The organism is Rhizobium leguminosarum bv. trifolii WSM2297, from assembly GCF_000271845.1.
Genome location: NZ_JH719394.1, coordinates 184,617 through 205,356 on the forward strand (window position 1 = coordinate 184,617; position 20,740 = coordinate 205,356).

Sequence of the window (20,740 nt, forward strand, 5' to 3'; positions counted from 1 at the left end):
GATTACTTGGCAAGCAGCTTGTCGAAGAGCGCCTGATCGTAATCCGAGTAGATATAGCCGTCAGCCGGGAACTTGTCGGCGCGGGCGAGGTAGCTGCCGATGGTGCTGTCATCGATGACGGGCAGCGGGACCTTAACGAAGGCCGGCACGTCCTTGCCTTGCAGCGCCTGCACGGCGGTATAGACGGAAAGCGCGCCGAGCCAGTTCGGCTGCATGGTCGCCCAGCCCTTCAGGCCCTTCTCCTTCCAGAGTTCCAGGAACTGTCGGGCGTTCTCGCCTGTCGTCGGCACCTGGTCGCGGCCCTGGCGCTCGAAGGCGAGGACGGAGCCGGCCGACAGCGCACCGCCGAGCGACAGCACGCCGTCGATTTCCGGATTGGCGAAGAGCAGGCTGGTCATCGCTTCCTGTGCCGGAGCGACGTTATATTCCGTGTTGGTCTCGGTGATCACCTTAAGACCCGGATTGGCATCGAGCACCGGCTGGGCGCCCTTGCGACGGTCGTCGCTGACCGAGATGCCGGCCGGGCCATTCATGATGATGATCTTGCCCTTGCCGCCGAGCTGGCTGACCATCCACTTGGCGGCGGTCGCGCCCCATTCGTTGGAATCGGTGTTGATCTTCGCCGTCACCTTGTCGGTGTTGACCAAGCTGTCGAAATTGACAACCGCGATGCCCTTGTCGCAGGCATCCGAAATGACGCGGTCGAGCGCATTGGAGGAGCCGGCGATGACGACGATGGCGTCGACATTGGCGTCGATCATCGACTGGATATGCTGGATCTGCGTCTGGGCGTTGCCCTGCGCGTCGGTAATCATCAGGTCCTTCACCAGACCCGCCTTCTTCAACTCTTCCACTTCGGCGGTGATGGTGCCTTCGGTCTGCTTCATCCAGGTCGGCACCGAATAGATATTCGCCCAGCCGATCGTATAGGGCGCTTTCCTGTCGCCCTTGATGCAATTGGCAGCGGCCGAGGCGGTGCCCGTGGAAAAGACGAGGAGGGTGGCTGCTGCGGCAGCGCCCGCGAGAAGGCGGCGGCGCAGTGAAGCGGAAATGCTGTTTTCAAAATTCTTCATGTCGATCCCCTTTTGGTGTGGCGGCGTTCACGCTTGCCATCTGTATTTGTCCAATATAATGTACATATGATCTAAATACCGGACGCGCCGATCTTATGCCGATTTTTGCACCTCGCAAGAGGGTGAAAAAAATTTTCGTTGGCGACGAATGCCGGGGTCGATTGACAGACGCGGCAGACAGCTTGAAAAGCTTGGGCCGGCATAAAACAGGGATGACAGGAATGGATGCGGTTCAGGACGAAGCAGCCGGCAAGCGCGCCAGAGGGCTCGACCGCGCCTTCGAAATCCTCGATTTCCTGCGCCAGAAACGCCAAGCCCTGAAGCCGAACGAAATCGCCGCGCAGATCGGCGCGCCGCGCTCGTCGGTCTACGAGCTGGTCAACCTGCTGCTGAGTAACGGCATTCTCGAATTCACCGGCGGTGAAGGGCGGGTCTATCTCGGCCGCAAGCTCTATTTCCTCGGCGCCGCCTATGAAAACCATTTCGATTTCACCCGCGAATGCGAGGCGACGCTGGAACGGCTTGCCGACGAGACGCGGGAGACGGCGCAGTTCTGCATGCTGGATGGAAACAGGTACACGGTCGTGCGCATGCGCGAAGGCGCGCGCCCATTCCGCATTTCGACGGATGTCGGCCAGTCGGTGCCGATCCCGTGGACGGCGTCAGGCCGGCTGCTCGTCGCGCATCTGTCGGACCAGGACATCCTGAACTTTATTCCGCCACAGGATTTCCGCCTGCCGGGTGGCGAATGGCTCGAGCCGCAGACCTTCATCGCCGAGGTGCGCCAGGCCGAGCGTGAAGGCCTCTTCACCTTCAACAGCATCGTCGACAGCTTCACCCATTGTTTTGCCGTGCCGGTGCGCGGCGAGGAAGGCCATGCAGCCGCGACGCTCTGCCTCGTCACCCCGCGCGACGACGGCATTGCCAACCGGGACCGCTATCTCGACTGCCTGAAGACGGCCGCCGCCGGCCTGGAGCATGCCCCGGCCCGGCCAAAACGAGGCTGATGCCGGGTTAGAAATGCGGGATCGATCCCAACAGCACGCACTTCGTGCCTAACCAGTCATTACGCGCATGCCCCCCTTCTTCGCCGGGCTTGCGGGATGTCGCGTCTCGGGCGGCCCGGGATCGAAGACATCGACGATCAGACGCAAGACAGGCTGCCTTCCGGTTAGCCTCCCGTCGTTGATTTCCAATTTTCTCCCGATCTCGAAAATCTATTCACTCTTACCGCCAAACTATGAAATTAAGTTTCTCTATAAAATCTATGGAGAACTTATCCTGATGGCTCGATAGACCAATTTATACCTGCCCTCGCAGAGGAGCCGGGCTGTTAAGGGCAAACGGAGAGGACGCCAAATGACGCGGAAAATCAGGCTTGGAGCATTTCTTCCCGGTGGCGGACAGCATGTCGCCTCATGGCGCCATCCAGACCAGCCGGCCGACGGCGCCACCAGTTTCGGGTTTCACAAGCAGCTGGCGCTGACGGCCGAGCGCGGCCTCTTCGATGCTTATTTCCTGGCCGACGGCCTGGCTGTCGGTTTCGGCGGAGCACGCGAAGGCGGTAACGCCCGCGTCGCCGGCTTCGAACCGGTGACCCTGTTCTCCGCGCTTGCGCCTTTCACCACCCATCTCGGCTTCATCGCCACCTCCTCGACCACCTATGAGGAGCCTTACACGACCGCCCGCAAATTCGCGTCGCTGGACCTAATCTCGCAGGGCCGCGCCGGCTGGAACGTCGTGACGACCACCGGCGATCTCACGGCGCAGAACTTCAACCGCGATACGCAGCTTCCGCATGCCGACCGATATCGCCGTGCCGCCGAGCATGTCGACGTCGTCCGTAAACTCTGGGAAAGCTTCGAGGACGACGCTTTCATCCGTGATAAGGAAACGGGCGTGTTCTTCGATCCGACGAAGCTGCACGACACCGACCATCGCGGCGAGCATTTCAGCGTGCGCGGTCCGCTCAACGTCTCGCGCTCGCCCCAGGGACATCCCGTCATCGTCCAGGCCGGCCAGTCCGAGGACGGGCGCGGGCTCGCAGCGGCAACGGCAGAAGTCATCTTCACCGCCCATCAGCACATCGAAACCGCCCAGGAATTTTACCGGGATATCAAGGCGCGCGCCCGCGGCCTCGGCCGCAACCCCGATCACATCCTCGTCATGCCCGGCGTCTCCGCCTTCATCGGCAGGACCGAAGCGGAGGCGCGCGAGAAATACGACCGCCTGACATCGCTGATTGTCGAAGAAGATGGGATCGGCCTGCTGAACGGCCTGACCGGCGGCACGCTCGACCTGCACGGTTATGATCTCGACGGCCCCCTTCCGCCGGCACCGCCGACGGAAGGCATGAAGAGCCGCCAGACCCTTATCCGCCAGATCGCCGACGAAAACAACTTCACCATCCGCCAGCTCTATCAATGGATCGCGTCGGCCCGCGGCCACTACACCATCGTCGGCACCGCCGAACAGATCGCCGATACGCTCCAGACATGGTTCGAGAACGAAGCGGCCGACGGCTTCAACATCCTGCCGCCCTGGCTGCCGACGGCGCTCGACGATTTCGTCGATCTGGTCATCCCGGAACTGCAGCGCCGCGGCCTGTTCCGCACCGCCTATGAGGGCAAGACGCTGCGAGAAAACCTCGGCCTGCCTTTCCCGAGCAATCGATGGGCAGCGGGAGACGCAGCTCTCCAGGCAGCAGAGTGAGGAGTGGATCATGGCCTATGAAATCAACCAGGTTCTTCCGAGAAGCTTCAGTCGCCTGAAAGGCGGCGAAAGCACGACTTCCATTCTGGCGTCGCAGCTGCGCGGCCTGCTCGCATCGCTTTTGCCGCGCTACGGCCTGCTCGTCAGCTTCCTGGTGCTCTGGCAGGTGTCGAGCACCAGAGGCTGGATCAATCCCGCCGTCTTCCCGCCTTTGGACGTGATCCTGTCGGCCCTTTGGACCAACCTTGCCAATGGCGCCCTGCTGGATGACATCGCCATCAGCCTGCAGCGAGCCGGAACCGCCTTCGGCTTTGCCGTCGTGATCGGCATCCCGCTCGGCCTGTTCATGGGCCAGTTTCGCGCGATCGAGCAGGCCCTCGATCCGATCCTGCAGCTCTTCCGCCAAACTTCGGCGCTGGCGCTCTATCCGATTTTCATCCTGCTGCTCGGCCTCGGCGAAACATCGAAGATCTTTGTGATCTTCTGGGCGACGCTGTTTCCGGTGCTGCTCGCCACGATCGGCGGCGTCAAGGAAGTCGACCAGAAGCTCATCGAAATGGCGCGGACCTATGGCGCCGGCGCGCCGACCATCTTTCGCCGCGTCATCCTGCCGGCATCCGTCCCTGCGATCTTCGTCGGCCTGCGTCTTTCGGCAACAACTGCGCTTCTGCTGCTGATTGCTGCCGAGATGATCGGCGCCAACAAGGGCATCGGCTTCCAGGTCATGAACGCCCAGTACAATTTCCAGATCCCGCTAATGTTTGCGGCGATCCTGCTGCTCGCCTTTCTCGGGCTCGCCGCCAATGCCCTGCTCGTTTTGCTGCAGCGCCGCCTCTGCCGCTGGTCGCAACCGAGCCGCTGACCCCACTTCCTCCGATTTTCCTCTTCCGAAAGGACACGTCATGACCTTCCACCCCCGCAACCTTCTCCTGCCGGCCGTGATCGCTCTCGGTCTTGCGACGCCGGCTACCGCCACCGATACGGTGAAGCTGCGCTACCTCGCCAGCCAAGGTGGCCTTGCCGCCCATGAACTCGCCGATGAACTGGGTTATTTCAAGGGCACCGGCATCACGCTGGAGAATGTCGGCTATGCCCAGGGCGGCCCAGCCTCTCTGATCGCTCTGGCATCCGGTGATGTTGAAATCGGCAGTGCGGCAACCTCCGCCGTCCTGAATTCTATCGTCAGCGGCAATGATTTCGTCGCCGCCTATCCGTCGAACGGCATCAATAACGAGGTACAGTCGACCTTCTACGTGCTGGAAGACAGTCCGATCAAAAGCATCAAGGACATTGCCGGCAAGAGTATCGCGGTCAATACGCTCGGCGCGCATCTCGACTATACCATCCGCGAGGCCTTGCATTCCGTCGGCCTGCCGACGGACGCGGCCAATCAGATCGTCGTTCCCGGGCCGCAGCTCGAGCAGGTGCTGCGATCCAAGCAGGTCGATATTGCCGCCTTCGGCTATTGGCAGACGACCTTCGAAGGGGCCGCACTCAAGAATGGCGGTCTGCGGCCCGTATTCGACGATACCGACGTGCTCGGCGACATTGCCGGCGGCTTCGTGGTCCTGCGCCGCGATTTCATTCGCGAGCATCCCGAAGCCGCAAAGATTTTCGTCGAGCAGTCGGCCCGTGCCCTCGACTATGCCCGCGAGCATCCGGAGGAAACCAAGAAGATCCTGGCCAAGGCGCTCAGCGAGCGCGGCGAGAATGCTGATATCGCGCAGTATTTCCGCGGCTACGGCGTGCGCGCCGGCGGTCTGCCGGTCGAGCGCGACATCCAGTTCTGGATCGACGTCCTGGTCCGCGAAGGCAAGCTGAAGCAAGGCCAGCTGGCGGCCAAGGACATCATCTTCACGGCCGACGACAAACCGGCAAGCAACTGAGGAAGTGTGATGAGCCTCGCTGAAGACATTCGCCGCGGAGAGGTGACGATCCGTCACCTCTCCAAGTCCTACACGTTGAACGGCACGCCGCTGCAGGTTCTCAAGGATATCAATCTCCATATCCGCTCCGGCGAAAGCCTCGCCATCGTCGGCGCCAGCGGTTCAGGCAAGACGACCCTGCTCAGGGTTCTGGCCGGGCTTGAGGATTCCGATACCGGCGAGGTGCTCGTCGACGGCAAGGCGATACGAGGCGTCGGTGCAGAGCGCGCCGTCATCTTCCAGGAACCGCGCCTTCTTCCCTGGCTTGATGTGCTCGACAACGTGGCCTTCGGGCTGGAAACCAGAGGTCTCACCCGCGAGCAGGCGAGGGGGCGGGCCCGCCACTATGTCAAGCTTGTCGGCCTGCAGCAATTCGAGGCCGCCTATCCCCGGCAGCTCTCCGGAGGCATGGCGCAGCGTGTGGGGATCGCCCGGGCGCTTGCCGTCCAGCCGGAGATCCTGCTGCTCGACGAGCCGCTCGGCGCCCTCGACGCGATGACCAAGATCGGCATGCAGCAGGAGCTCGCGCGCATCTGGCGCGACGAAGATGTGACGACCATTCTGGTCACGCATGATCTCGAAGAGGCGATTTATCTCGCCGATCGGATCCTGATCCTGCCGCGGGAAAAAGGCGGCGAGCCGCGCCTGATCGACATCGATCTTCCGCGCCCCCGCGACCGCAGCGCGCCGGAATTCGTTCGGCACCGCGAAGAGCTGCTGAACCTCTTCGGACTGCATTGAAGGCTGTAGCCTCCATCAGACCGGAGACTCTTCACCCGGCCCAGGGATCGATCAGTTCGATCCCAAAGCCCTCGAAATCTCTCGTGTTACGCGTAGCGAGTGTGAGGTCGTGAGCTATCGCGGTCGCAGCAATCAGGCCGTCCATTGATGACAGGCCACGGCCGCTGCGCTTGGCAAGGCCCATGAGGTCTCCCCAGGCCAGTGCAACAGGTTCGTCCACCGGGATGATGCGGGCGTCAAAGCGTTGCGTCAGGTCCTGTGCCAGCCATTCGGCCAGCGCGTCGCGTTTCCGTCCCTTGTCCATCAGCGCAACGCCACGCCGGATCTCTGCGACCGACACGATGCTGATGAAGGTACGATCTTCGTCGAGCCCATCCAGCCATTCCAAGACACGCGCATCAGGCTTTGGCTTCGTCACCTCGGACAGGATATTGGTGTCCAGCAGAAGCCTCACAGGGCCGGGTCACGCGGTTCGTCGCGTTGACGCTCGAGGTCCAGATCGGCGCCACGGAGCGGCGACTCCATCAGAAACTCGGCAAGCGTCCCCTTGCGCGCCGTCTTCCGTTGCCATTCCTCGGCAGAGACGACAACGACGCTCGGCTTGCCGTTTCGCGTAATTGTCTGAGGCGCAAATTGCGCGCGGTCGATGACCTCGGAAAGCTTCGCCTTCGCACCGGCAACGGTCCAACTTTCATCGCCTTGCCGTGATGGCCGCATTGCTCAACTCCTGACCAGAATGACTATCGTGACTATATGGTCACGATAGGTGAATGGCAAGCGGTATTGGTCGAACCGTTCAACTTGCAAAGGGCCGAAGACGCGCGGCCCCTGCATTGCGAGGAAGAAACCGGAGGCGGCCGTCAAGGTTTGCTTCTGGCTCCGGCTGTCAGATAGGGCCGCCGATCCAGTTCCGCCGACCGGTACGAACTGCGCAGCCGCAGCAGATCCTTACGGGCAATCAGGCCGCACAGCTTGCCCGAGGCGGGGTCGACGATCGGGATGCGCCCGTCGCCGGACGACAGCATCAGGTCGGCGATGAAGGCGACCGTATCGTCCGGATGCCCGACCGGACCGGAGCCGTCCGTGACGTTTTCGCCGAGCGTCTGGATGCCAATGTCCGCCTTCCCCTGCCAGAGCAGGGCATCGGCCCGCGAGACGATACCGGCCAGCCGGCCCCCAGCATCGACGACCGGGTAGATCCGATGGGTCTTCTCTTGCGAGGCGAAGAAATCGCAGGCTTCTCCGACCGTCATGGTGACGGGAAGCGTGTCGACATCGCTGATCATGATCTCCCTTGCCCGGGAGAGTTCGAACGGATCGACGCCATATTCGCGAGTAATGTGCTGACCGCGGCGCGCGATCTTCTCGGTGAGGATGGAGCGGCGCAGCAGCAGGACGGTGACGGCATAGGCCACCACCGTCGCGGCGAGCAACGGAACGAGCGTGCTGACGTCGCCGGTGATCTCCATCGCGAAGAAGGTTCCGGTCAGCGGCGCGCGCATCGTTCCACCCATCATCGCCGCCATTCCAAGCAGCGCCCAGAAGCCGGGATCATTGCCCGGCATGACGAGACCAGCCAGCCAGCCGAGCGCGCCACCGAAGATGAGGAGCGGCGCAAGCACGCCGCCGGAGGTGCCGGACGATAGGGCAAACAGCCAGATCACGGTCTTCACCAGCAGGATCGACAGAACAGCCGGAGCGAGCAGTCGATTGTTCAGCAGGCCATCGATGATGTCGTAGCCGACGCCCATCGCCCGCGGTTCGATCAGACCGCCGAGGCCGATGACGAGACCACCGAGCGCGGGCCACCACATCCAGTGGATCGGCAGGGATTCGAACAGGTCTTCGATCTTGTAGAGCAGCGTCGTCAGCAATCCCGATTGCAGGCCTGAGATGATGCCCATCGCCGCACAGGCGAAAATCCCCCACCAGGGCAAAGCCACCTGGAAATGGGTCGGGAACAGCGGGCCGGTACCGAACAGCAGTGGACGCCAGCAGATCGACACACAGGCGGCAACGGCAACGGGAATGAAGCTACGCGGCTTCCATTCGAACAATAAGAGTTCGACCGCCAGCATGACCGCGGCGATCGGCGAGCCGAAGATCGCCGTCATGCCCGCGGCGGCACCCGCGACGAGCAGCGTCTTCCGCTCGGCGGCGCTCATGTGGAAGAACTGAGCAAAAAGCGAGCCGATCGCCCCGCCAGTCATGATGATCGGCCCTTCGGCGCCGAACGGACCGCCGGTTCCGATCGAGATTGCCGATGACAGCGGCTTGAGGACGGCGACCTTCGGCGACATCCGGCTGCCACCGATCAGGATGGCCTCGATCGCTTCCGGAATGCCATGGCCGCGGATCTTCTCCGACCCGAAGCGAGCCATCAGGCCGATGACCAGCCCGCCGAGCGGCGGCACCAGCACCACCCACAGCGAACGCGGCACGGCGGCGAGAGAGGCGGGATGAATGCCGATCTGACCGAACCAGATGACATTGGTCACAAGCGCGATCAGGCTGACGAGACACCAAGCCGCAAAGGCCCCGGCGGTGCCGACGATGATGGACATGCCGACCAGGAGGAGGACCCGCCTGTCGGTGGTGAAATCCCCGGCTTCGCGCCGGGAAAGACCGCCTGTGAAATCATGCGGCCGGTTGCTGGGTTGATGCTGCGCCATAGAAGCCTCTGCTACGCGGGAATGGTATGCTTGAGGCGCGTCAATATATCGTGATACGATATAAATCAATGGACAAAACAAGAAGGCGAAAATGTCTTTGAGGATGCCTCACTTGACCGGTCGGCGGCTGCCCATCTATTTCGAGATCGGCGAACAGTTTGCGCGTAGAGGTCGCTCGTTACCCGGACCGCTAGGAATGCCAGCCGAACAGGGACGCTTCGTACAAGCGGCAGAGGAGAATGAGTGTGAAGAAAATCTCGCCGCCGCTGAGGCAGGAGGATTACGAGGCGCTCGCCGACCTCAGGTTCGCGCTTCGCCAGTTCATGGACTTCAGCGCGTCTGCCGCCCAGTCGGAAGGACTGCCCGTGCAGCAGCATCAGGCGCTGCTGGCGATCAAGGGACAGCGCGGAGAAGCCATGACCATCGGCATGCTGGCCGAGCGGCTGATCATCGCGCCCCACACGGCGACCGAGCTCGTCGGGCGGCTTTCGGATGCAGGGCTGGTCGAACGCCACGTCGATCCGGCCGACAGGCGCCGCCAGACGATCCTGCTGACCGAGAAGGCAGACGAGCTTCTAACGAGGTTGAGCGCCGTCCACCTTTCGGAAATCAGGGTGATGGCGCCGAAGCTGATCGAGCTTCTCCTCGAGCTTCAAAAGACGGCGTCGAAAGCGGGATGAACGAAGCCCTGGCGCGGCCTATCTCAGGAGCGTCTCTCTGAGGCGATGGATATGGGCAGCGCCGATGCCGCAGCAGCCGCCGATGATCGTGGCCCCGGCGTCGGCCCAGGAGCAGGCAAAGCGCGAATAGGTGTCGTCGTTCAGATCGTCGCGGGTGCCGTGAAGGCCTTCATTGGCGGGCGCGTCACCTGTTTCCCCTTCGAAGGCATTGGCGTAGACGCCGATTTCGATCTGAGCGTCCGACTTCCGGAACACCCGCGCCGCCGTCTCGACCGCCGCCTGCATGACTTCAGGCTTGCTGCAGTTGAACAGGAAGGCCGCGGCGCCCGATGACACCGCCCAGGATGCCGCCTCCTCGACACTTTCGCCGGAGCGAAGCTTCGGCTCACCGCTTTCGATGTCTGCCCCGTCATCCGCCAATGTGAACGAGATCCAGAACGGCTTGCCGGTTGCCGCCACCGCCTTGCGGACTGCCTCGCCCTCGGCGATCAGGCTCAGGGTCTCGCCGAGCCATACATTGACGAAAGGATCCAAGTTTTCGACGAGCACCTTGAGATAGTCCTGCACCCGCGAAGGCTGAAAATTCTGCGGCTCGTAGGAGCCGAAGATCGGTGGCAGCGAACCGGCGACCAGCACCTTGCGATCGGTGACGGTTTCGGCCGCCTCGCGCGCCAGGCGGCCGGCGAGACGGATCAGCGCCGCACCTTCCTTCTGGAAGCGGTCCTCGCCGATATGGAAGGGCACCAGCGCATAGCTGTTCGTCGTAATGACCTCAGAACCGGCGGCGATGAATTCCTTGTGCACCTCACGAACGATATCCGGCGCGTTGATCAGCGCCAGGGCCGACCATTCCGGCTGTTTCAGTTCGGCGCCGAGCCGCAGCAGCTCGCGGCTCATGCCGCCATCGAGGATTCGGGTCGTGCTCATAAAGGCATCTCCATTCAGGCTGCCGCACCGTCAACGGCGGCGGGCTTGTCATAACAAAGTGGGTAGGGTGCACGAGGCTCGTGTGCGAGCAAATTCATCGACGGTCCCTTTTCCTTCGGCTAACGCCGAACCGGCACCTGCGCTTCGAGACCTCGAAAGACGCGGGCGATCACGGCGGTCAGGGGGAGATAAAAGACGGTGACGACCAGCAGCGGCTCATAAACCAGCAGCGTGTCCTGGCGAACCTTGTTGGCCACGGCATAGAGATCCATCACCGTCACGGTAAAGGCGAGCGGCGTCGCCTTGAGCTGCATGACGATCTCGCCGGCAATGGTCGGCAAGGCGATGCGGATGGCCCGCGGCAGCCAGATGCGCCGGGTCAGCTTCCAGGGCGACAGGCCGAAGGCCCGGCCGGCTTCGAGCTCACCTTTGGGAACAGCAAGCAGCGCACCACGCAACACCTCCGCCTCGTAAGCCGCATAGTTCAGCGTGAAACTGACGGCGGCGAAGAAGAATCCTTCGCGCAGGATCGGCCAGAACAGGCTCTGGCGGATGCCGGGGACCATCGGCAGAAGCGAGCCGACGCCGTAATAGAGCAGCCAAAGCTGGATCAACAGCGGCGTGCCGCGGAAAAAGGTGCAATAGCCGCGGGCAAGCAGCCGCGTCAGCCTGCCGCCGCTGACCTGCGCGAAGGCGAGACCGATGGCGATGACGAAGCCGAACACGACCGAGATGACCAGCAGGGCAACAGTCTGCCAGGCGCCGGTCAGAAGAAGCGGCCAGTAGGAAGAGATCCAGGTGAAACTCATGGGGCGCTTTCTTCAGGCAAGGCGCGGCTGTCCCCGCCGCACCCGTCCTTCGATCAGTTTGAAGGCGACGTTGGAAACGAGCGTGATGGCGAGGTAGAGAAGGGCCGACGCCAGGAAAAACACGAAGTAATGTTTGGTGCTTGCCCCGGCGAGGCGGGTGGCGAGCGCCAGTTCCTGATAGCCGACGACCGCGACCAGCGCGCTGTCCTTGGTGACCGACATCCACAGATTGGCAAGGCCCGGCAGCGCGTTCGGCAAAAGCGCCGGCAGCAGGACACGGCGGAACCGCAGCATCGGTCCCATGCCGAAGGCCTTGGCCGCCTCGATCTGACCGACGGGAATGGCGAGGATCGCGCCGCGCAGCACCTCCGTCATATAGGCGCCCTGCACGAAGCCGAGCACGGCGACGGCCGCTATGAAACCGTTGACATTGATCGGCGGCAGGTCGAATGCCGCCAGCAGCCGGTTGAGACCGTCGGTGCCGGCATAATAGAGCCCGACGATCAGGATCAGCTCGGGAACGGCGCGGATCAGCGTGGTGTAGAGATCGAGCAGCAAGCGGAGCGCGCGATTGCCGGAAAGCTTTCCCAGCGCGCCGCCGGTGCCGAGCACCAAGCCGATCGCGAAGGCGCAGGCCGAGATGGCGACCGTGGAGACCGCACCCGCCAAGAGTACGCCACCCCATCCCGGAGGATAGGGAGACAGCAGGTCCAGAATACCTTGTTGCGCGGTCGCCATCGTCGAGACTGCTTACTTCGCGCCGTAGATGTCGAAGTCGAAGTATTTCTTGGTGATGGCGTCATACTGGCCGTTGGCGCGAACCGCAGCGATCGCCGCATTCAGCTTGGCTTTCAGCTCGGTATCTTCCTTGCGCAATCCGCCCGAAACGCCGGCTCCGAGAATTTCCTTGTCGTCGGCGACGTCGCCCATGTTGGCGCAGCAATCCTTGCCGCCGTCACTTTTCAGGAAAGCATCGAGTGCCAGCGAATCGCCGAAGACGTAGTCGATACGGCCGGAGGCCAGATCCTGGAAAGCCTCGTCCAGCGTCTGGTAGGTCTTTTCCTCGGCGGCGCCGGCAAAATATTTCTTGTAATATTCAGACTGGATCGTCGACACCTGGATGCCGATGGTCTTGCCCTTCACGTCCTCGGCAGTGGCGCCGGGCTTCTGGTCTTTGGGACCGATCAGGGTGCTCGGCGTGTTGTAGTACTTGTCGGTGAAGTCGATCACCTTCGAGCGTTCCGCCGTGTTCGACATCGACGACCAGATCACGTCGAACTTCTTGCTCTGGAGCGCCGGAATGAGACCGTCCCAGGAAATGTCGACGATCGAGCATTTCTCCTTCATCTCTGTGCAGACGGCGTTCATCAGGTCGATTTCCCATCCGTGCCACTCACCCGAGGCGTCCTTGGCGAAGAAAGGCGGATAGGATTCGTTCATGACGCCAAAGCGGACTTCGGCCTGCGCGGTGACCGCGGAAAGCGCAAGTGCCGCGCCGGCGAAAAGCATGGGGAGCAGTTTCATTCGCAGGAGTCTCCTGGTTCGTGTGTTGTCGATGATGGATGGTGATCAATGGGCGCTAAGACGCGTGAATTCCCGGCAGCGGGCGCTGACCGGTGCCCCGAATATTTGTTCCGGCGGTCCTTCCTCCTCGATCCGTCCCTGATGCAGGAAGAGAACACGGCTCGAAACATCCCGGGCAAAGCGCATTTCGTGAGTGACGATCAGCATGGTCCGGCCTTCTTCCGCGAGATCGCGGATGACTTTCAGGACCTCGCCGACCAGTTCCGGATCGAGCGCCGATGTCGGCTCGTCGAACAGCATGACGGCGGGGTCGACGCAGAGCGCCCTTGCAATCGCCGCGCGCTGCTGCTGGCCACCGGAGAGGAAGGCCGGAAAGGCGTCGCGTTTGTCGAAGAGCCCGACCTTATGGAGTAGGGCGTCGGCCTTTTCGATCGCCTCGCGCCTCGGAATACCCATGACATGCACCGGCGCTTCGATGACGTTTTCGAGCACGGTGCGATGGGCCCAGAGATTGAAACTCTGAAAGACCATCCCGAGCCCAGTCCGCAGCCGTTCGATCTGCCGCCAGCTCTGCGGCTGCAGCCGCCCGCCGCGACCGGCTTTCAGCGCGACTTCCTCGCCATTCACGGCAATGCGGCCGCGATCCGGCGTTTCCAGGAAATTGATGCATCGAAGGAAGGTGCTCTTGCCGGAACCTGACGAGCCGATGATCGAAATCACATCCGACTTGTGGGCCTCCGTCGAGATACCCTTGAGAACCTGTTGCGAGCCGAAGCTTTTATGGAGATCTTCGACGCGAAGAGCAGGAAAGGGCTGATCCGACATGCATGGGTCCGGCTGAACTGAGTTTGCAAAGGATAATGATAAAAGAACGCGGTTTTTTCGCGCAATTATCACCTATTTTGCATATTATGTGCAAAATAATCTTCCTCGTGCATCGAATACGGCAGAATCTATAAAGTGCCACAACTGGAATTGGACTGACAATGGAACAGCTGGATCGTTTTGACCGTGACATTCTCGATATCGTTCAGCGTGACTGCCAGCTGAAGGCTGAAACGATCGCCGAACGGGTCGGACTGTCGGTCTCGGCCGTGCAGCGGCGGCTGAAGCGGCTGCGCGAGGAGGGGATCATCAAGGCGGAGGTCGCCGTCGTCGATCGCAAGGCGACCGGAACATCGATGGTGTTCATCGTCGGGATGGAAATCGAGCGGGACAATTACGATGCGCTTGCGAAGTTTCGCGTCTGGGCGGAAAAGCAGGATCATATCCAGCAGGTCTACTACGTCACCGGCGCGGTCGATCTGATCGCGATCGTCACCGCCCGCGACGTTGAGCATTATGACGACATCGCCGCCCTGATCATGGCTGACAATCCGCAGATCCGCCGCATGCACACCAACGTCGTGCTGCGCGACGTCAAGCTCGGTCTCTTCGTGCCGCTGGAATAGCGCCGGACAAGCCGCTGGACTCGCCTTCGGCAAAGGGCATAAATTCCGGGCGCAAATTCTCGGGAGGAACGGTCCTTGACGCTACGACACCAGATCATCGCGTTGGCGATCGTCCCGCTCGTCATCTCGATCCTTGCGATCACCACCTTCATTACCTGGCAATCGGCAAACCTTGCCAAGAACAGCATCGACACGTTCGAGCAGAACATGTTGAAGACCAAAGAAGCCGAGATCCTCAATCTGACCAACCTTGCTCTCTCCGCCATCCAGACGATCTATGAGAAGGCCGGACCAGACGACGAAGCCGCCAAGCAGCAGGTGGCTGAAATTCTCACCTCGCTCGACTACGGCAAGGACGGATATTTCTTCGTCTACGATTACGACGGCAACAATATCGTCCATCCGCGCCAGAGTTTCCGGCACGGGCACAATTGGCTCGATCTCACCGATCCTGACGGCGACAAGGTCATCGCCGAGCTGATCGCCACGGCAAGAGCGGGCGGCGGCCTGCATCAGTACAAATGGCAGAAACCATCGACCGGGCAGATCGCCGACAAGCTCTCCTTCGTCGTCAGCCTCGACAAATGGCACTGGGTCGTCGGTACCGGTGTCTACCTCGACGATGTCTTCGCCCAGAGCGCCGCCGCCAACGCCGTGATGCGCGCCAACATCAGGCGGACCTTCATTATCGTCGCGCTGATCGCCGTGCCTTCGGTGCTGGTCGTTTTCACCACCTGCATGCTCTTGACGTTCCACGAGCGCCGCATGGCCGATAGCCGGCTCAAGGCGTTGACGCAGCGCGTCATCGACACCCAGGAAGAAGAGCGCGCCCGTCTTGCCCGCGAATTGCATGACGGGATTTCGCAGAATCTCGTCGGCGTGCGTTATGCGATGGATCTCGCCGGCCGCAAGGTCAGGACCAATGTCGACGATGCGGCGCTGACCATCGAGCGCGGCGTCGAGGCGCTGAACGGCGCCATCAAGGAAATCCGGCGGCTCTCGCACGATCTGCGCCCGCGCGTGCTCGACGATCTCGGCCTGACGGCGGCGCTGGAGGCTCTCTGTTATCATTTTGCCGAGCGGACGGGGATCGAGACTGATATCGACGCTTCAGGCTTCACCGGCACGCTGAAGGCCGAGGCCAGCACCGCGCTTTATCGCGTCGCCCAAGAAGCCTTCAACAATGTCGAGCGGCACTCGGGCGCCTCGAAGCTTTCGGTCAAGCTGTGGAGCGACGGCGGCCGCGGCCGCATGACGATTTCAGACAACGGCACCGGCTTCGACGGCAGCAAGGACGGCGCATCCGGCAGATCGGGCCTCGGCCTGCGCAACATGCAGGAGCGGATGGCCCACTTCCGCGGCCTGCTGCTGATCAACAGCAGCGAGGCCGGCACGACGCTGACGGCGATGATGCCGAGATCGGCCAATCTTACCGCCAACAAGCAGGCGGAAGCCGCATGACGGAACGACCGAAAATCAAGGTTCTCCTGATCGACAACCATCCGCTGGTGCTGGACGGCTTGAAGGCGGTGCTGGAAACATTCGACCATATCGAAGTCGCCGGCACCGCGGGCTTGGCGCAAACCGGCCTCGACATTGCCCGGCAGGTCCAGCCGCAGGTGGTGCTGATGGACATCAACATGCCGAAGCTCAACGGCATCGATGCGATCGAATTGTTCAGGAACGAATGTCCGCAGACCCGCGTCGTGATGCTCTCCATGCATGACAGCCGGGAATATATTTCCTCCTCGGTCATGCATGGCGCCGCCGGCTACGTCCTCAAGGACGTCTCGACCGACGAGATCGTCGCAGCCATCGAAACCGTCGCCGACGGTGGCACCTATTTCTCGTCGGGCGTCTTCGACGCGCTGATGGGCGAACGGGTAGAGGAGGGGAGTGATCCGTTGACGCCGCGTGAGCGTGACACTCTCGGATTGATCGTTGCCGGCAGGAGCAACCGCGAGATTGCGGAAGTGCTCGGCATAAGCTCCGCCACCGCCGAAACCCATCGCAAGAACCTCAAGAAAAAGCTCGGCATCGCCACCACGGCGGGTCTCATCCGCTATGCGCTCGACCACGGCATCGTCGCAAAAGTCGACGCGAATTCGCGCCTACCCACTTCTGGGTAGACGCCGGTGTTTCGCCTCTGCGCCCATCTTGTGGGGATAAAACCAACGCCCTAGGACTCCATTCACGGCTGGCCAAGTGCTGGCCGTTGGGAGGAATTCACATGCGTTACATCAGCTTCCGATCCGCCGGAAAAGCTCGAGCGACCCGAACCGGGCCTGCTGCCGCCGCCGGCTGACAGACCTGCCTTCCACGCCGACAACTGGAACATGGCGACCGCCATCGCGGCGCCTGAAAGGTATTCCGACATGGAAAAACCACGTAGCAAGGCAGCGCTCTGGCTGCTGATCATCCCGTATATAGGTCTGCTCTGGCCATCATTTTACAATGTCCGCGAGCCGTCGCTTTTCGGCTTTCCCTTCTTCTACTGGTATCAGCTTCTCTGGGTACCGATCACGGCGACGCTGACCTGGATCGCTTATCGGAGCGTTCGCCATGACGACTGATATCAACGGCACGGCGCTTGCCGTCTTCATCTTCTTTTTCGTCCTCGTCACCGTCATGGGCTTCGTCGCCAGCCGCTGGCGCAAGCCCGAGACACTCGCCCATATCGATGAATGGGGCCTCGGCGGCCGTAACTTCGGCACCTGGATCACCTGGTTCCTCGTCGGCGGCGATTTCTATACCGCCTATACCGTGATCGCCGTCCCGGCGCTGGTCTATACGGTGGGCGCCTACGGCTTCTTCGCGTTGCCCTATACAATCGTCGTCTATCCCTTTGTCTTCATGGTCATGCCGGTGCTGTGGAAACGCGCCAAGGATTTCGGCTATGTGACGGCGGCCGACGTCGTCCATGGTCAATACGGATCGCGCGGCCTCGAACTCGCCGTCGCAGCAACCGGCGTCATCGCCACCATGCCTTACATCGCCCTCCAGCTCGTCGGCATGACTGCGGTCTTGAAGGCGCTCGGGCTGCATGGCGAACTGCCGCTTGCGATCGCCTTCATCGTACTGGCGCTCTACACCTATTCGGCGGGTTTGCGCGCCCCCGCCCTGATCGCCTTCGTCAAGGACATCATGATCTATATCGTGGTGATCGCAGCCGTCGCGCTCATCCCGTCGAAGCTCGGCGGCTATGCCAATGTCTTTGCCTCAGCCGATGCGGCTTTCCAGGCCAAGGGCTCCGGCAACCTGCTGCTCGGTGGCAATCAGTATGTCGCCTATGCCACGCTCGCCCTCGGTTCGGCGCTCGCGGCCTTCATGTACCCGCACACGCTGACCGGCATCTTTGCTTCCAACAGCGGCAAGACGATCCGCAAGAATGCGATCATGCTGCCCGCCTATACGCTGCTGCTCGGCCTTCTGGCGCTGCTCGGCTATATGGGCCATGCCGCCAATCTGAAGCTCGACAGCGCCAATGACGTCGTTCCGACGCTGTTCAAGACGCTGTTTTCGGGCTGGTTCTCCGGCTTTGCCTTTGCAGCGATCGCCATCGGCGCGCTGGTGCCGGCGGCAGTGATGAGCATTGGTGCTGCCAATCTCTTCACCCGCAATTTCTGGAAAGCCTATGTCGATCCCAAGGTCAGCGATGCAGGCGAGGCCAAGGTTGCGAAAATTACGTCGCTGGTGGTGAAGGTCGGAGCGCTTCTCGTCATCATCTTCCTGCCGACGCAGTTCGCACTCGACCTGCAGCTGCTGGGCGGCATCTGGATCCTGCAGACGCTTCCGGCGCTGGTCTTCGGCCTCTATACCAACTGGTTCCGAGCACCCGCTCTGCTTGCCGGCTGGTTCGTCGGCTTCTGCGGCGGCACCTTCCTCGTCTGGGATGCCGGCTGGAAGCCGCTGCACCTGATCAGCCTCGGCGGCGAGCCCTTCACCGTCTATACCGGACTGTTGGCGCTTGCGGCGAATATCGGCGTCGCCGTCGTGATCAACGCCCTGCTTCCAGCCAAGGCTCCGGCTCGGGCGTAAGACAAAAATGCGAAGGGCAGCAACGCTGCCCTTCGTTCTTTTATTTTTCAGCCGGAGAGGTCGGGCGATCAAAACTCTTCCCAATCGCCAGCCACTGCCGCATTGCCCTGGGTCGCCGTCCCCTGGAACGACCTGCCCACCTTGGCGATCATCTGGCGCGCGGGCGAGGCTACGGGTTGAGCATGCTGTGCCACGGCGGCCGGCTGCTGTATGCGCTTGGATGCCACCGCTCCGCCAATGTTGAACTGGCTGAGCAACTGGAACAATGCATCGGCTTCCTTGGCGAGGTTGTGAGAGGCGGCTGTCGCTTCTTCCACCATGGCAGCGTTCTGCTGTGTGCCCTGGTCCATCCTGTTAACGGCGGTATTGATCTCTTTCAGCCCGGTCGCCTGCTCCTGCGAAGCGCCGACGATGGCGCCCACATTGCCGTCGACCTGCTGCACCTGCGCCGCAATCTCCTGCAGGGCTTTTCCGGTCTCGCCAACCAGGGCGACGCCGTTTTTCACATGGCCGTTCGATGCGTTGATCAGTTCCTTGATTTCCTTTGCCGCCTTGGCGGAGCGCTGGGCAAGCTCGCGCACTTCCTGAGCGACGACGGCAAAACCCTTGCCCGCTTCGCCGGCGCGCGCGGCTTCGACACCGGCGTTCAGCGCCAAAAGGTTGGTCTGGAAGGCGATCTCATCGATGACGCCGATGATGCTGCCGATTTCGGTGGCGGAGGATTCGATCTTGCCCATGGCGTCGACCGCATCCCGGACGACGCTGCCCGAGCGGTCCGCATTGTCCTTGGTCTTGCGAACCAGCTGGCCTGCTTCCTGAGCCTTGTTGCTCGAGTCGGCGACTGTGGTGGTGATCTCCTCAAGGGCAGCGGCGGTTTCCTCGACGGAGGCGGCCTGCTGTTCGGTCCGCTTGGCGAGATCGTCCGAAGCGGAGCGGATCTCCTGCGCGCCGGCCGCGATGGCGCTGGCGTTCTGAGAAACCTTCTGCATGGCGGCGCGCAGCTTTTCCACCGCGGAATTGAAGTCGGCTCTGAGCTTTTCCAGGGACGGAATGAACGGCGTGCCGATTTGCTGCGTGAGATCGCCGTCAGCCAGCGCCTGCAACGCATCGCCTAGCTGACCGACCGCCTTATCCGTCTGCTCGGCTAGGGTGCGGCGTTCGTCGGCATCCTGTTCGAGCCGATGCCGTTCCGCAACCGCCCGCTTGGCCTCCGTGTCGGCTTCCCGCTCCGCCTTTGCCGAAATCGCGTCGCGCAGGCCGGCCACGGCGCGCGCAAGCTTGCCGATCTCATCACCGCGGGCTTCGAGGCGACGATCGCCGTCGAGATTGCCTTCCGCCATCGCCTTCAGCGAAAGCTGCAGCTTTGCCAGCGGGCCGACGATCGTGCGCGCGGTAATCGCAGCGGCAACGATCGAAAGAAGAGCCGCGATGCCGAGCGCCGTCAGGACGATCGGCTTGAAGCCGCTTGCCGTGCTGCGAACCTCGCCGCCAATCGATTTGTTCAGTGCTTCCTGGTAGTCGATAAATTTGTTGATGGCACCGAGCCAGGCAACGAAGGCCGGCCTTGCCTGTTCGAGCAGGATCTTGCGGGCTGCCTCGCCATCGCCTTTTTCCTGCAGCGCAATGATCTGAGCGACCAGAGGATTGGTTTTCGCCTGTATGTCAGCGATTTCGCTGAGAATGGTCTTTTCCTGATCCGTGGCACCTGCCGGCGATGCGACCATCTCCGCCATGCGTTTTTCATTTTCGGCATAGGAGGCGGCCAGTTTTTCGATCAATGCCTCGGCCGCCTTGCGTTCATCGGCGGAGGTCACCAGGGTCACATCGCGAATGGCGATCGCCCGATCATGCACGCTGCCGCGATAGTTGATGGCAAACCGCTGCTTGACGCTGTTGACGTCGTTGATCGTCCCGAGATTGTTGTTGATCTCCGCGACCTGCACGGCCGAGTAGATGCTCAGGCCGGCCATCAGCAGGATCAGAAAGCTGAAACCAAGGGCGAGACGCATCGCGATCCCGAAACTCTTAATGCTGTTCATTCGCGCTCTCCATCGTGTCGGCGAAGTTTAAAGGTGTCTGTGACCAGGGAATCTGTCCCCGAATGTGTCGCCGGGGCACCACCGCGCGTCGCATCCAAAGCGGGGCGAGCGTCAGGGTAACAACGTCGATTTCATGGGAGATTTCGGGA

The 20,740-nt window shown here is 61.9% G+C and carries 21 protein-coding genes; 11 read left to right on the forward strand and 10 right to left on the reverse strand.

Annotation, left to right across the window (positions count from 1 at the left end; translation table 11 throughout):
• Positions 1-2: 2 nt before the first annotated feature.
• On the reverse strand, positions 3-1,073 hold the full coding sequence (locus tag RLEG4DRAFT_RS14820; RefSeq protein ID WP_003577734.1) for an ABC transporter substrate-binding protein: 1,071 nt from the start codon (positions 1,071-1,073) through the stop codon (positions 3-5).
• Positions 1,074-1,294: 221 nt separating this feature from the next.
• On the opposite strand from RLEG4DRAFT_RS14820, the gene RLEG4DRAFT_RS14825 reads away from it, so the two are divergent.
• From RLEG4DRAFT_RS14825 to RLEG4DRAFT_RS14845, 5 genes are all read left to right on the forward strand, one after another.
• Entirely contained in the window at positions 1,295-2,080 is a 786-nt protein-coding gene (locus RLEG4DRAFT_RS14825) for an IclR family transcriptional regulator (protein ID WP_003577735.1), read from the forward strand.
• Positions 2,081-2,432: 352 nt separating this feature from the next.
• Entirely contained in the window at positions 2,433-3,785 is a 1,353-nt protein-coding gene (locus RLEG4DRAFT_RS14830; protein ID WP_003577736.1) for an LLM class flavin-dependent oxidoreductase, read from the forward strand.
• A gap of 10 nt (positions 3,786-3,795) precedes the next feature.
• Positions 3,796-4,647, forward strand: coding sequence for an ABC transporter permease (locus RLEG4DRAFT_RS14835; RefSeq protein ID WP_003577737.1), 852 nt, complete (start codon positions 3,796-3,798; stop codon positions 4,645-4,647).
• 40 nt (positions 4,648-4,687) lie between these two features.
• Entirely contained in the window at positions 4,688-5,671 is a 984-nt protein-coding gene (locus tag RLEG4DRAFT_RS14840) for an ABC transporter substrate-binding protein (protein WP_003577738.1), read from the forward strand.
• A 9-nt stretch (positions 5,672-5,680) separates the two neighbouring features.
• Positions 5,681-6,451, forward strand: coding sequence for an ABC transporter ATP-binding protein (locus tag RLEG4DRAFT_RS14845; protein WP_003577739.1), 771 nt, complete (start codon positions 5,681-5,683; stop codon positions 6,449-6,451).
• A 31-nt stretch (positions 6,452-6,482) separates the two neighbouring features.
• Here RLEG4DRAFT_RS14845 and RLEG4DRAFT_RS14850 read toward each other — a convergent pair whose 3' ends face one another.
• The 3 genes from RLEG4DRAFT_RS14850 to RLEG4DRAFT_RS14860 all read right to left on the reverse strand — a co-directional run bounded on the left by RLEG4DRAFT_RS14850 (position 6,483) and on the right by RLEG4DRAFT_RS14860 (position 9,123).
• Positions 6,483-6,905: a type II toxin-antitoxin system VapC family toxin gene (locus tag RLEG4DRAFT_RS14850; protein ID WP_003577740.1), complete on the reverse strand. Its 423-nt coding sequence runs from the start codon at positions 6,903-6,905 to the stop codon at positions 6,483-6,485.
• Positions 6,902-7,168 carry a type II toxin-antitoxin system Phd/YefM family antitoxin gene (locus RLEG4DRAFT_RS14855; protein ID WP_003577741.1) on the reverse strand — a complete coding sequence of 89 codons (267 nt, stop codon included), beginning with the start codon at positions 7,166-7,168 and terminating at the stop codon, positions 6,902-6,904. The genes RLEG4DRAFT_RS14850 and RLEG4DRAFT_RS14855 overlap by 4 nt, the downstream gene beginning before the upstream one ends.
• A gap of 143 nt (positions 7,169-7,311) precedes the next feature.
• Positions 7,312-9,123 (reverse strand): chloride channel protein, encoded by a 1,812-nt coding sequence (locus RLEG4DRAFT_RS14860; RefSeq protein WP_003577742.1) that lies wholly within the window; start codon positions 9,121-9,123, stop codon positions 7,312-7,314.
• Positions 9,124-9,368: 245 nt separating this feature from the next.
• Between RLEG4DRAFT_RS14860 and RLEG4DRAFT_RS14865 the strand changes: the two genes are divergently transcribed.
• Complete coding sequence (locus RLEG4DRAFT_RS14865) at positions 9,369-9,803, forward strand: MarR family winged helix-turn-helix transcriptional regulator (RefSeq protein WP_003577743.1); 435 nt, start codon at positions 9,369-9,371, stop codon at positions 9,801-9,803.
• Positions 9,804-9,821: 18 nt separating this feature from the next.
• Here RLEG4DRAFT_RS14865 and RLEG4DRAFT_RS14870 read toward each other — a convergent pair whose 3' ends face one another.
• The 5 genes from RLEG4DRAFT_RS14870 to RLEG4DRAFT_RS14890 form a co-directional block, all read right to left on the reverse strand.
• A complete protein-coding gene (locus tag RLEG4DRAFT_RS14870) occupies positions 9,822-10,730 on the reverse strand; it encodes a homocysteine S-methyltransferase family protein (RefSeq protein WP_003577745.1) in 909 nt (302 codons plus the stop codon).
• 119 nt (positions 10,731-10,849) lie between these two features.
• Positions 10,850-11,539 carry an ABC transporter permease gene (locus RLEG4DRAFT_RS14875; protein WP_003577747.1) on the reverse strand — a complete coding sequence of 230 codons (690 nt, stop codon included), beginning with the start codon at positions 11,537-11,539 and terminating at the stop codon, positions 10,850-10,852.
• 12 nt (positions 11,540-11,551) lie between these two features.
• Complete coding sequence (locus RLEG4DRAFT_RS14880) at positions 11,552-12,277, reverse strand: ABC transporter permease (protein ID WP_003577748.1); 726 nt, start codon at positions 12,275-12,277, stop codon at positions 11,552-11,554.
• Between the two features lie 12 nt (positions 12,278-12,289).
• Complete coding sequence (locus RLEG4DRAFT_RS14885; protein WP_003577750.1) at positions 12,290-13,063, reverse strand: transporter substrate-binding domain-containing protein; 774 nt, start codon at positions 13,061-13,063, stop codon at positions 12,290-12,292.
• A 45-nt stretch (positions 13,064-13,108) separates the two neighbouring features.
• On the reverse strand, positions 13,109-13,888 hold the full coding sequence (locus RLEG4DRAFT_RS14890; protein WP_003577752.1) for an ABC transporter ATP-binding protein: 780 nt from the start codon (positions 13,886-13,888) through the stop codon (positions 13,109-13,111).
• 161 nt (positions 13,889-14,049) lie between these two features.
• On the opposite strand from RLEG4DRAFT_RS14890, the gene RLEG4DRAFT_RS14895 reads away from it, so the two are divergent.
• The 5 genes from RLEG4DRAFT_RS14895 (at position 14,050) to mctP (ending at position 18,552) form a co-directional block, all read left to right on the forward strand.
• Positions 14,050-14,514, forward strand: a complete 465-nt coding sequence (locus RLEG4DRAFT_RS14895; RefSeq protein WP_003577754.1) for an Lrp/AsnC family transcriptional regulator — start codon at positions 14,050-14,052, stop codon at positions 14,512-14,514.
• Between the two features lie 75 nt (positions 14,515-14,589).
• The gene (gene mctS, locus RLEG4DRAFT_RS14900) at positions 14,590-15,975 is read left to right on the forward strand and encodes a sensor histidine kinase MctS (protein WP_003577756.1); all 1,386 of its coding nucleotides are present in this window, start codon (positions 14,590-14,592) and stop codon (positions 15,973-15,975) included.
• Positions 15,972-16,643, forward strand: coding sequence for a response regulator transcription factor (locus tag RLEG4DRAFT_RS14905; RefSeq protein WP_003577758.1), 672 nt, complete (start codon positions 15,972-15,974; stop codon positions 16,641-16,643). The genes mctS and RLEG4DRAFT_RS14905 overlap by 4 nt, the downstream gene beginning before the upstream one ends.
• Positions 16,644-16,889: 246 nt before the next feature.
• Positions 16,890-17,087, forward strand: a complete 198-nt coding sequence (locus tag RLEG4DRAFT_RS14910) for a DUF3311 domain-containing protein (protein WP_003577760.1) — start codon at positions 16,890-16,892, stop codon at positions 17,085-17,087.
• Positions 17,077-18,552 carry a sodium:solute symporter family monocarboxylate transporter gene (gene mctP, locus RLEG4DRAFT_RS14915; protein ID WP_003577763.1) on the forward strand — a complete coding sequence of 492 codons (1,476 nt, stop codon included), beginning with the start codon at positions 17,077-17,079 and terminating at the stop codon, positions 18,550-18,552. Before RLEG4DRAFT_RS14910 ends, mctP begins: the two co-directional genes overlap by 11 nt.
• 68 nt (positions 18,553-18,620) lie before the next feature.
• Here mctP and RLEG4DRAFT_RS14920 read toward each other — a convergent pair whose 3' ends face one another.
• Positions 18,621-20,591 (reverse strand): HAMP domain-containing methyl-accepting chemotaxis protein, encoded by a 1,971-nt coding sequence (locus tag RLEG4DRAFT_RS14920; RefSeq protein WP_003577764.1) that lies wholly within the window; start codon positions 20,589-20,591, stop codon positions 18,621-18,623.
• Positions 20,592-20,740: the final 149 nt, after the last annotated feature.

Excerpts from the sequence above, each read along its gene's own strand:
- RLEG4DRAFT_RS14820 (WP_003577734.1), bottom strand. The coding sequence starts at position 1,073 with ATGAAGAATTTTGAAAACAGCATTTCCGCTTCACTGCGCCGCCGCCTT.
- RLEG4DRAFT_RS14845 (WP_003577739.1), top strand. The coding sequence starts at position 5,681 with ATGAGCCTCGCTGAAGACATTCGCCGCGGAGAGGTGACGATCCGTCAC.
- RLEG4DRAFT_RS14895 (WP_003577754.1), top strand. The coding sequence starts at position 14,050 with ATGGAACAGCTGGATCGTTTTGACCGTGACATTCTCGATATCGTTCAG.
- RLEG4DRAFT_RS14905 (WP_003577758.1), top strand. The coding sequence starts at position 15,972 with ATGACGGAACGACCGAAAATCAAGGTTCTCCTGATCGACAACCATCCG.
- RLEG4DRAFT_RS14825 (WP_003577735.1), top strand. The coding sequence starts at position 1,295 with ATGGATGCGGTTCAGGACGAAGCAGCCGGCAAGCGCGCCAGAGGGCTC.
- RLEG4DRAFT_RS14870 (WP_003577745.1), bottom strand. The coding sequence starts at position 10,730 with ATGAGCACGACCCGAATCCTCGATGGCGGCATGAGCCGCGAGCTGCTG.
- RLEG4DRAFT_RS14890 (WP_003577752.1), bottom strand. The coding sequence starts at position 13,888 with ATGTCGGATCAGCCCTTTCCTGCTCTTCGCGTCGAAGATCTCCATAAA.
- RLEG4DRAFT_RS14835 (WP_003577737.1), top strand. The coding sequence starts at position 3,796 with ATGGCCTATGAAATCAACCAGGTTCTTCCGAGAAGCTTCAGTCGCCTG.
- RLEG4DRAFT_RS14830 (WP_003577736.1), top strand. The coding sequence starts at position 2,433 with ATGACGCGGAAAATCAGGCTTGGAGCATTTCTTCCCGGTGGCGGACAG.
- RLEG4DRAFT_RS14855 (WP_003577741.1), bottom strand. The coding sequence starts at position 7,168 with ATGCGGCCATCACGGCAAGGCGATGAAAGTTGGACCGTTGCCGGTGCG.
- RLEG4DRAFT_RS14875 (WP_003577747.1), bottom strand. The coding sequence starts at position 11,539 with ATGAGTTTCACCTGGATCTCTTCCTACTGGCCGCTTCTTCTGACCGGC.
- RLEG4DRAFT_RS14910 (WP_003577760.1), top strand. The coding sequence starts at position 16,890 with ATGGAAAAACCACGTAGCAAGGCAGCGCTCTGGCTGCTGATCATCCCG.
- RLEG4DRAFT_RS14860 (WP_003577742.1), bottom strand. The coding sequence starts at position 9,123 with ATGGCGCAGCATCAACCCAGCAACCGGCCGCATGATTTCACAGGCGGT.
- RLEG4DRAFT_RS14920 (WP_003577764.1), bottom strand. The coding sequence starts at position 20,591 with ATGAACAGCATTAAGAGTTTCGGGATCGCGATGCGTCTCGCCCTTGGT.
- mctP (WP_003577763.1), top strand. The coding sequence starts at position 17,077 with ATGACGACTGATATCAACGGCACGGCGCTTGCCGTCTTCATCTTCTTT.
- RLEG4DRAFT_RS14885 (WP_003577750.1), bottom strand. The coding sequence starts at position 13,063 with ATGAAACTGCTCCCCATGCTTTTCGCCGGCGCGGCACTTGCGCTTTCC.
- RLEG4DRAFT_RS14840 (WP_003577738.1), top strand. The coding sequence starts at position 4,688 with ATGACCTTCCACCCCCGCAACCTTCTCCTGCCGGCCGTGATCGCTCTC.
- RLEG4DRAFT_RS14880 (WP_003577748.1), bottom strand. The coding sequence starts at position 12,277 with ATGGCGACCGCGCAACAAGGTATTCTGGACCTGCTGTCTCCCTATCCT.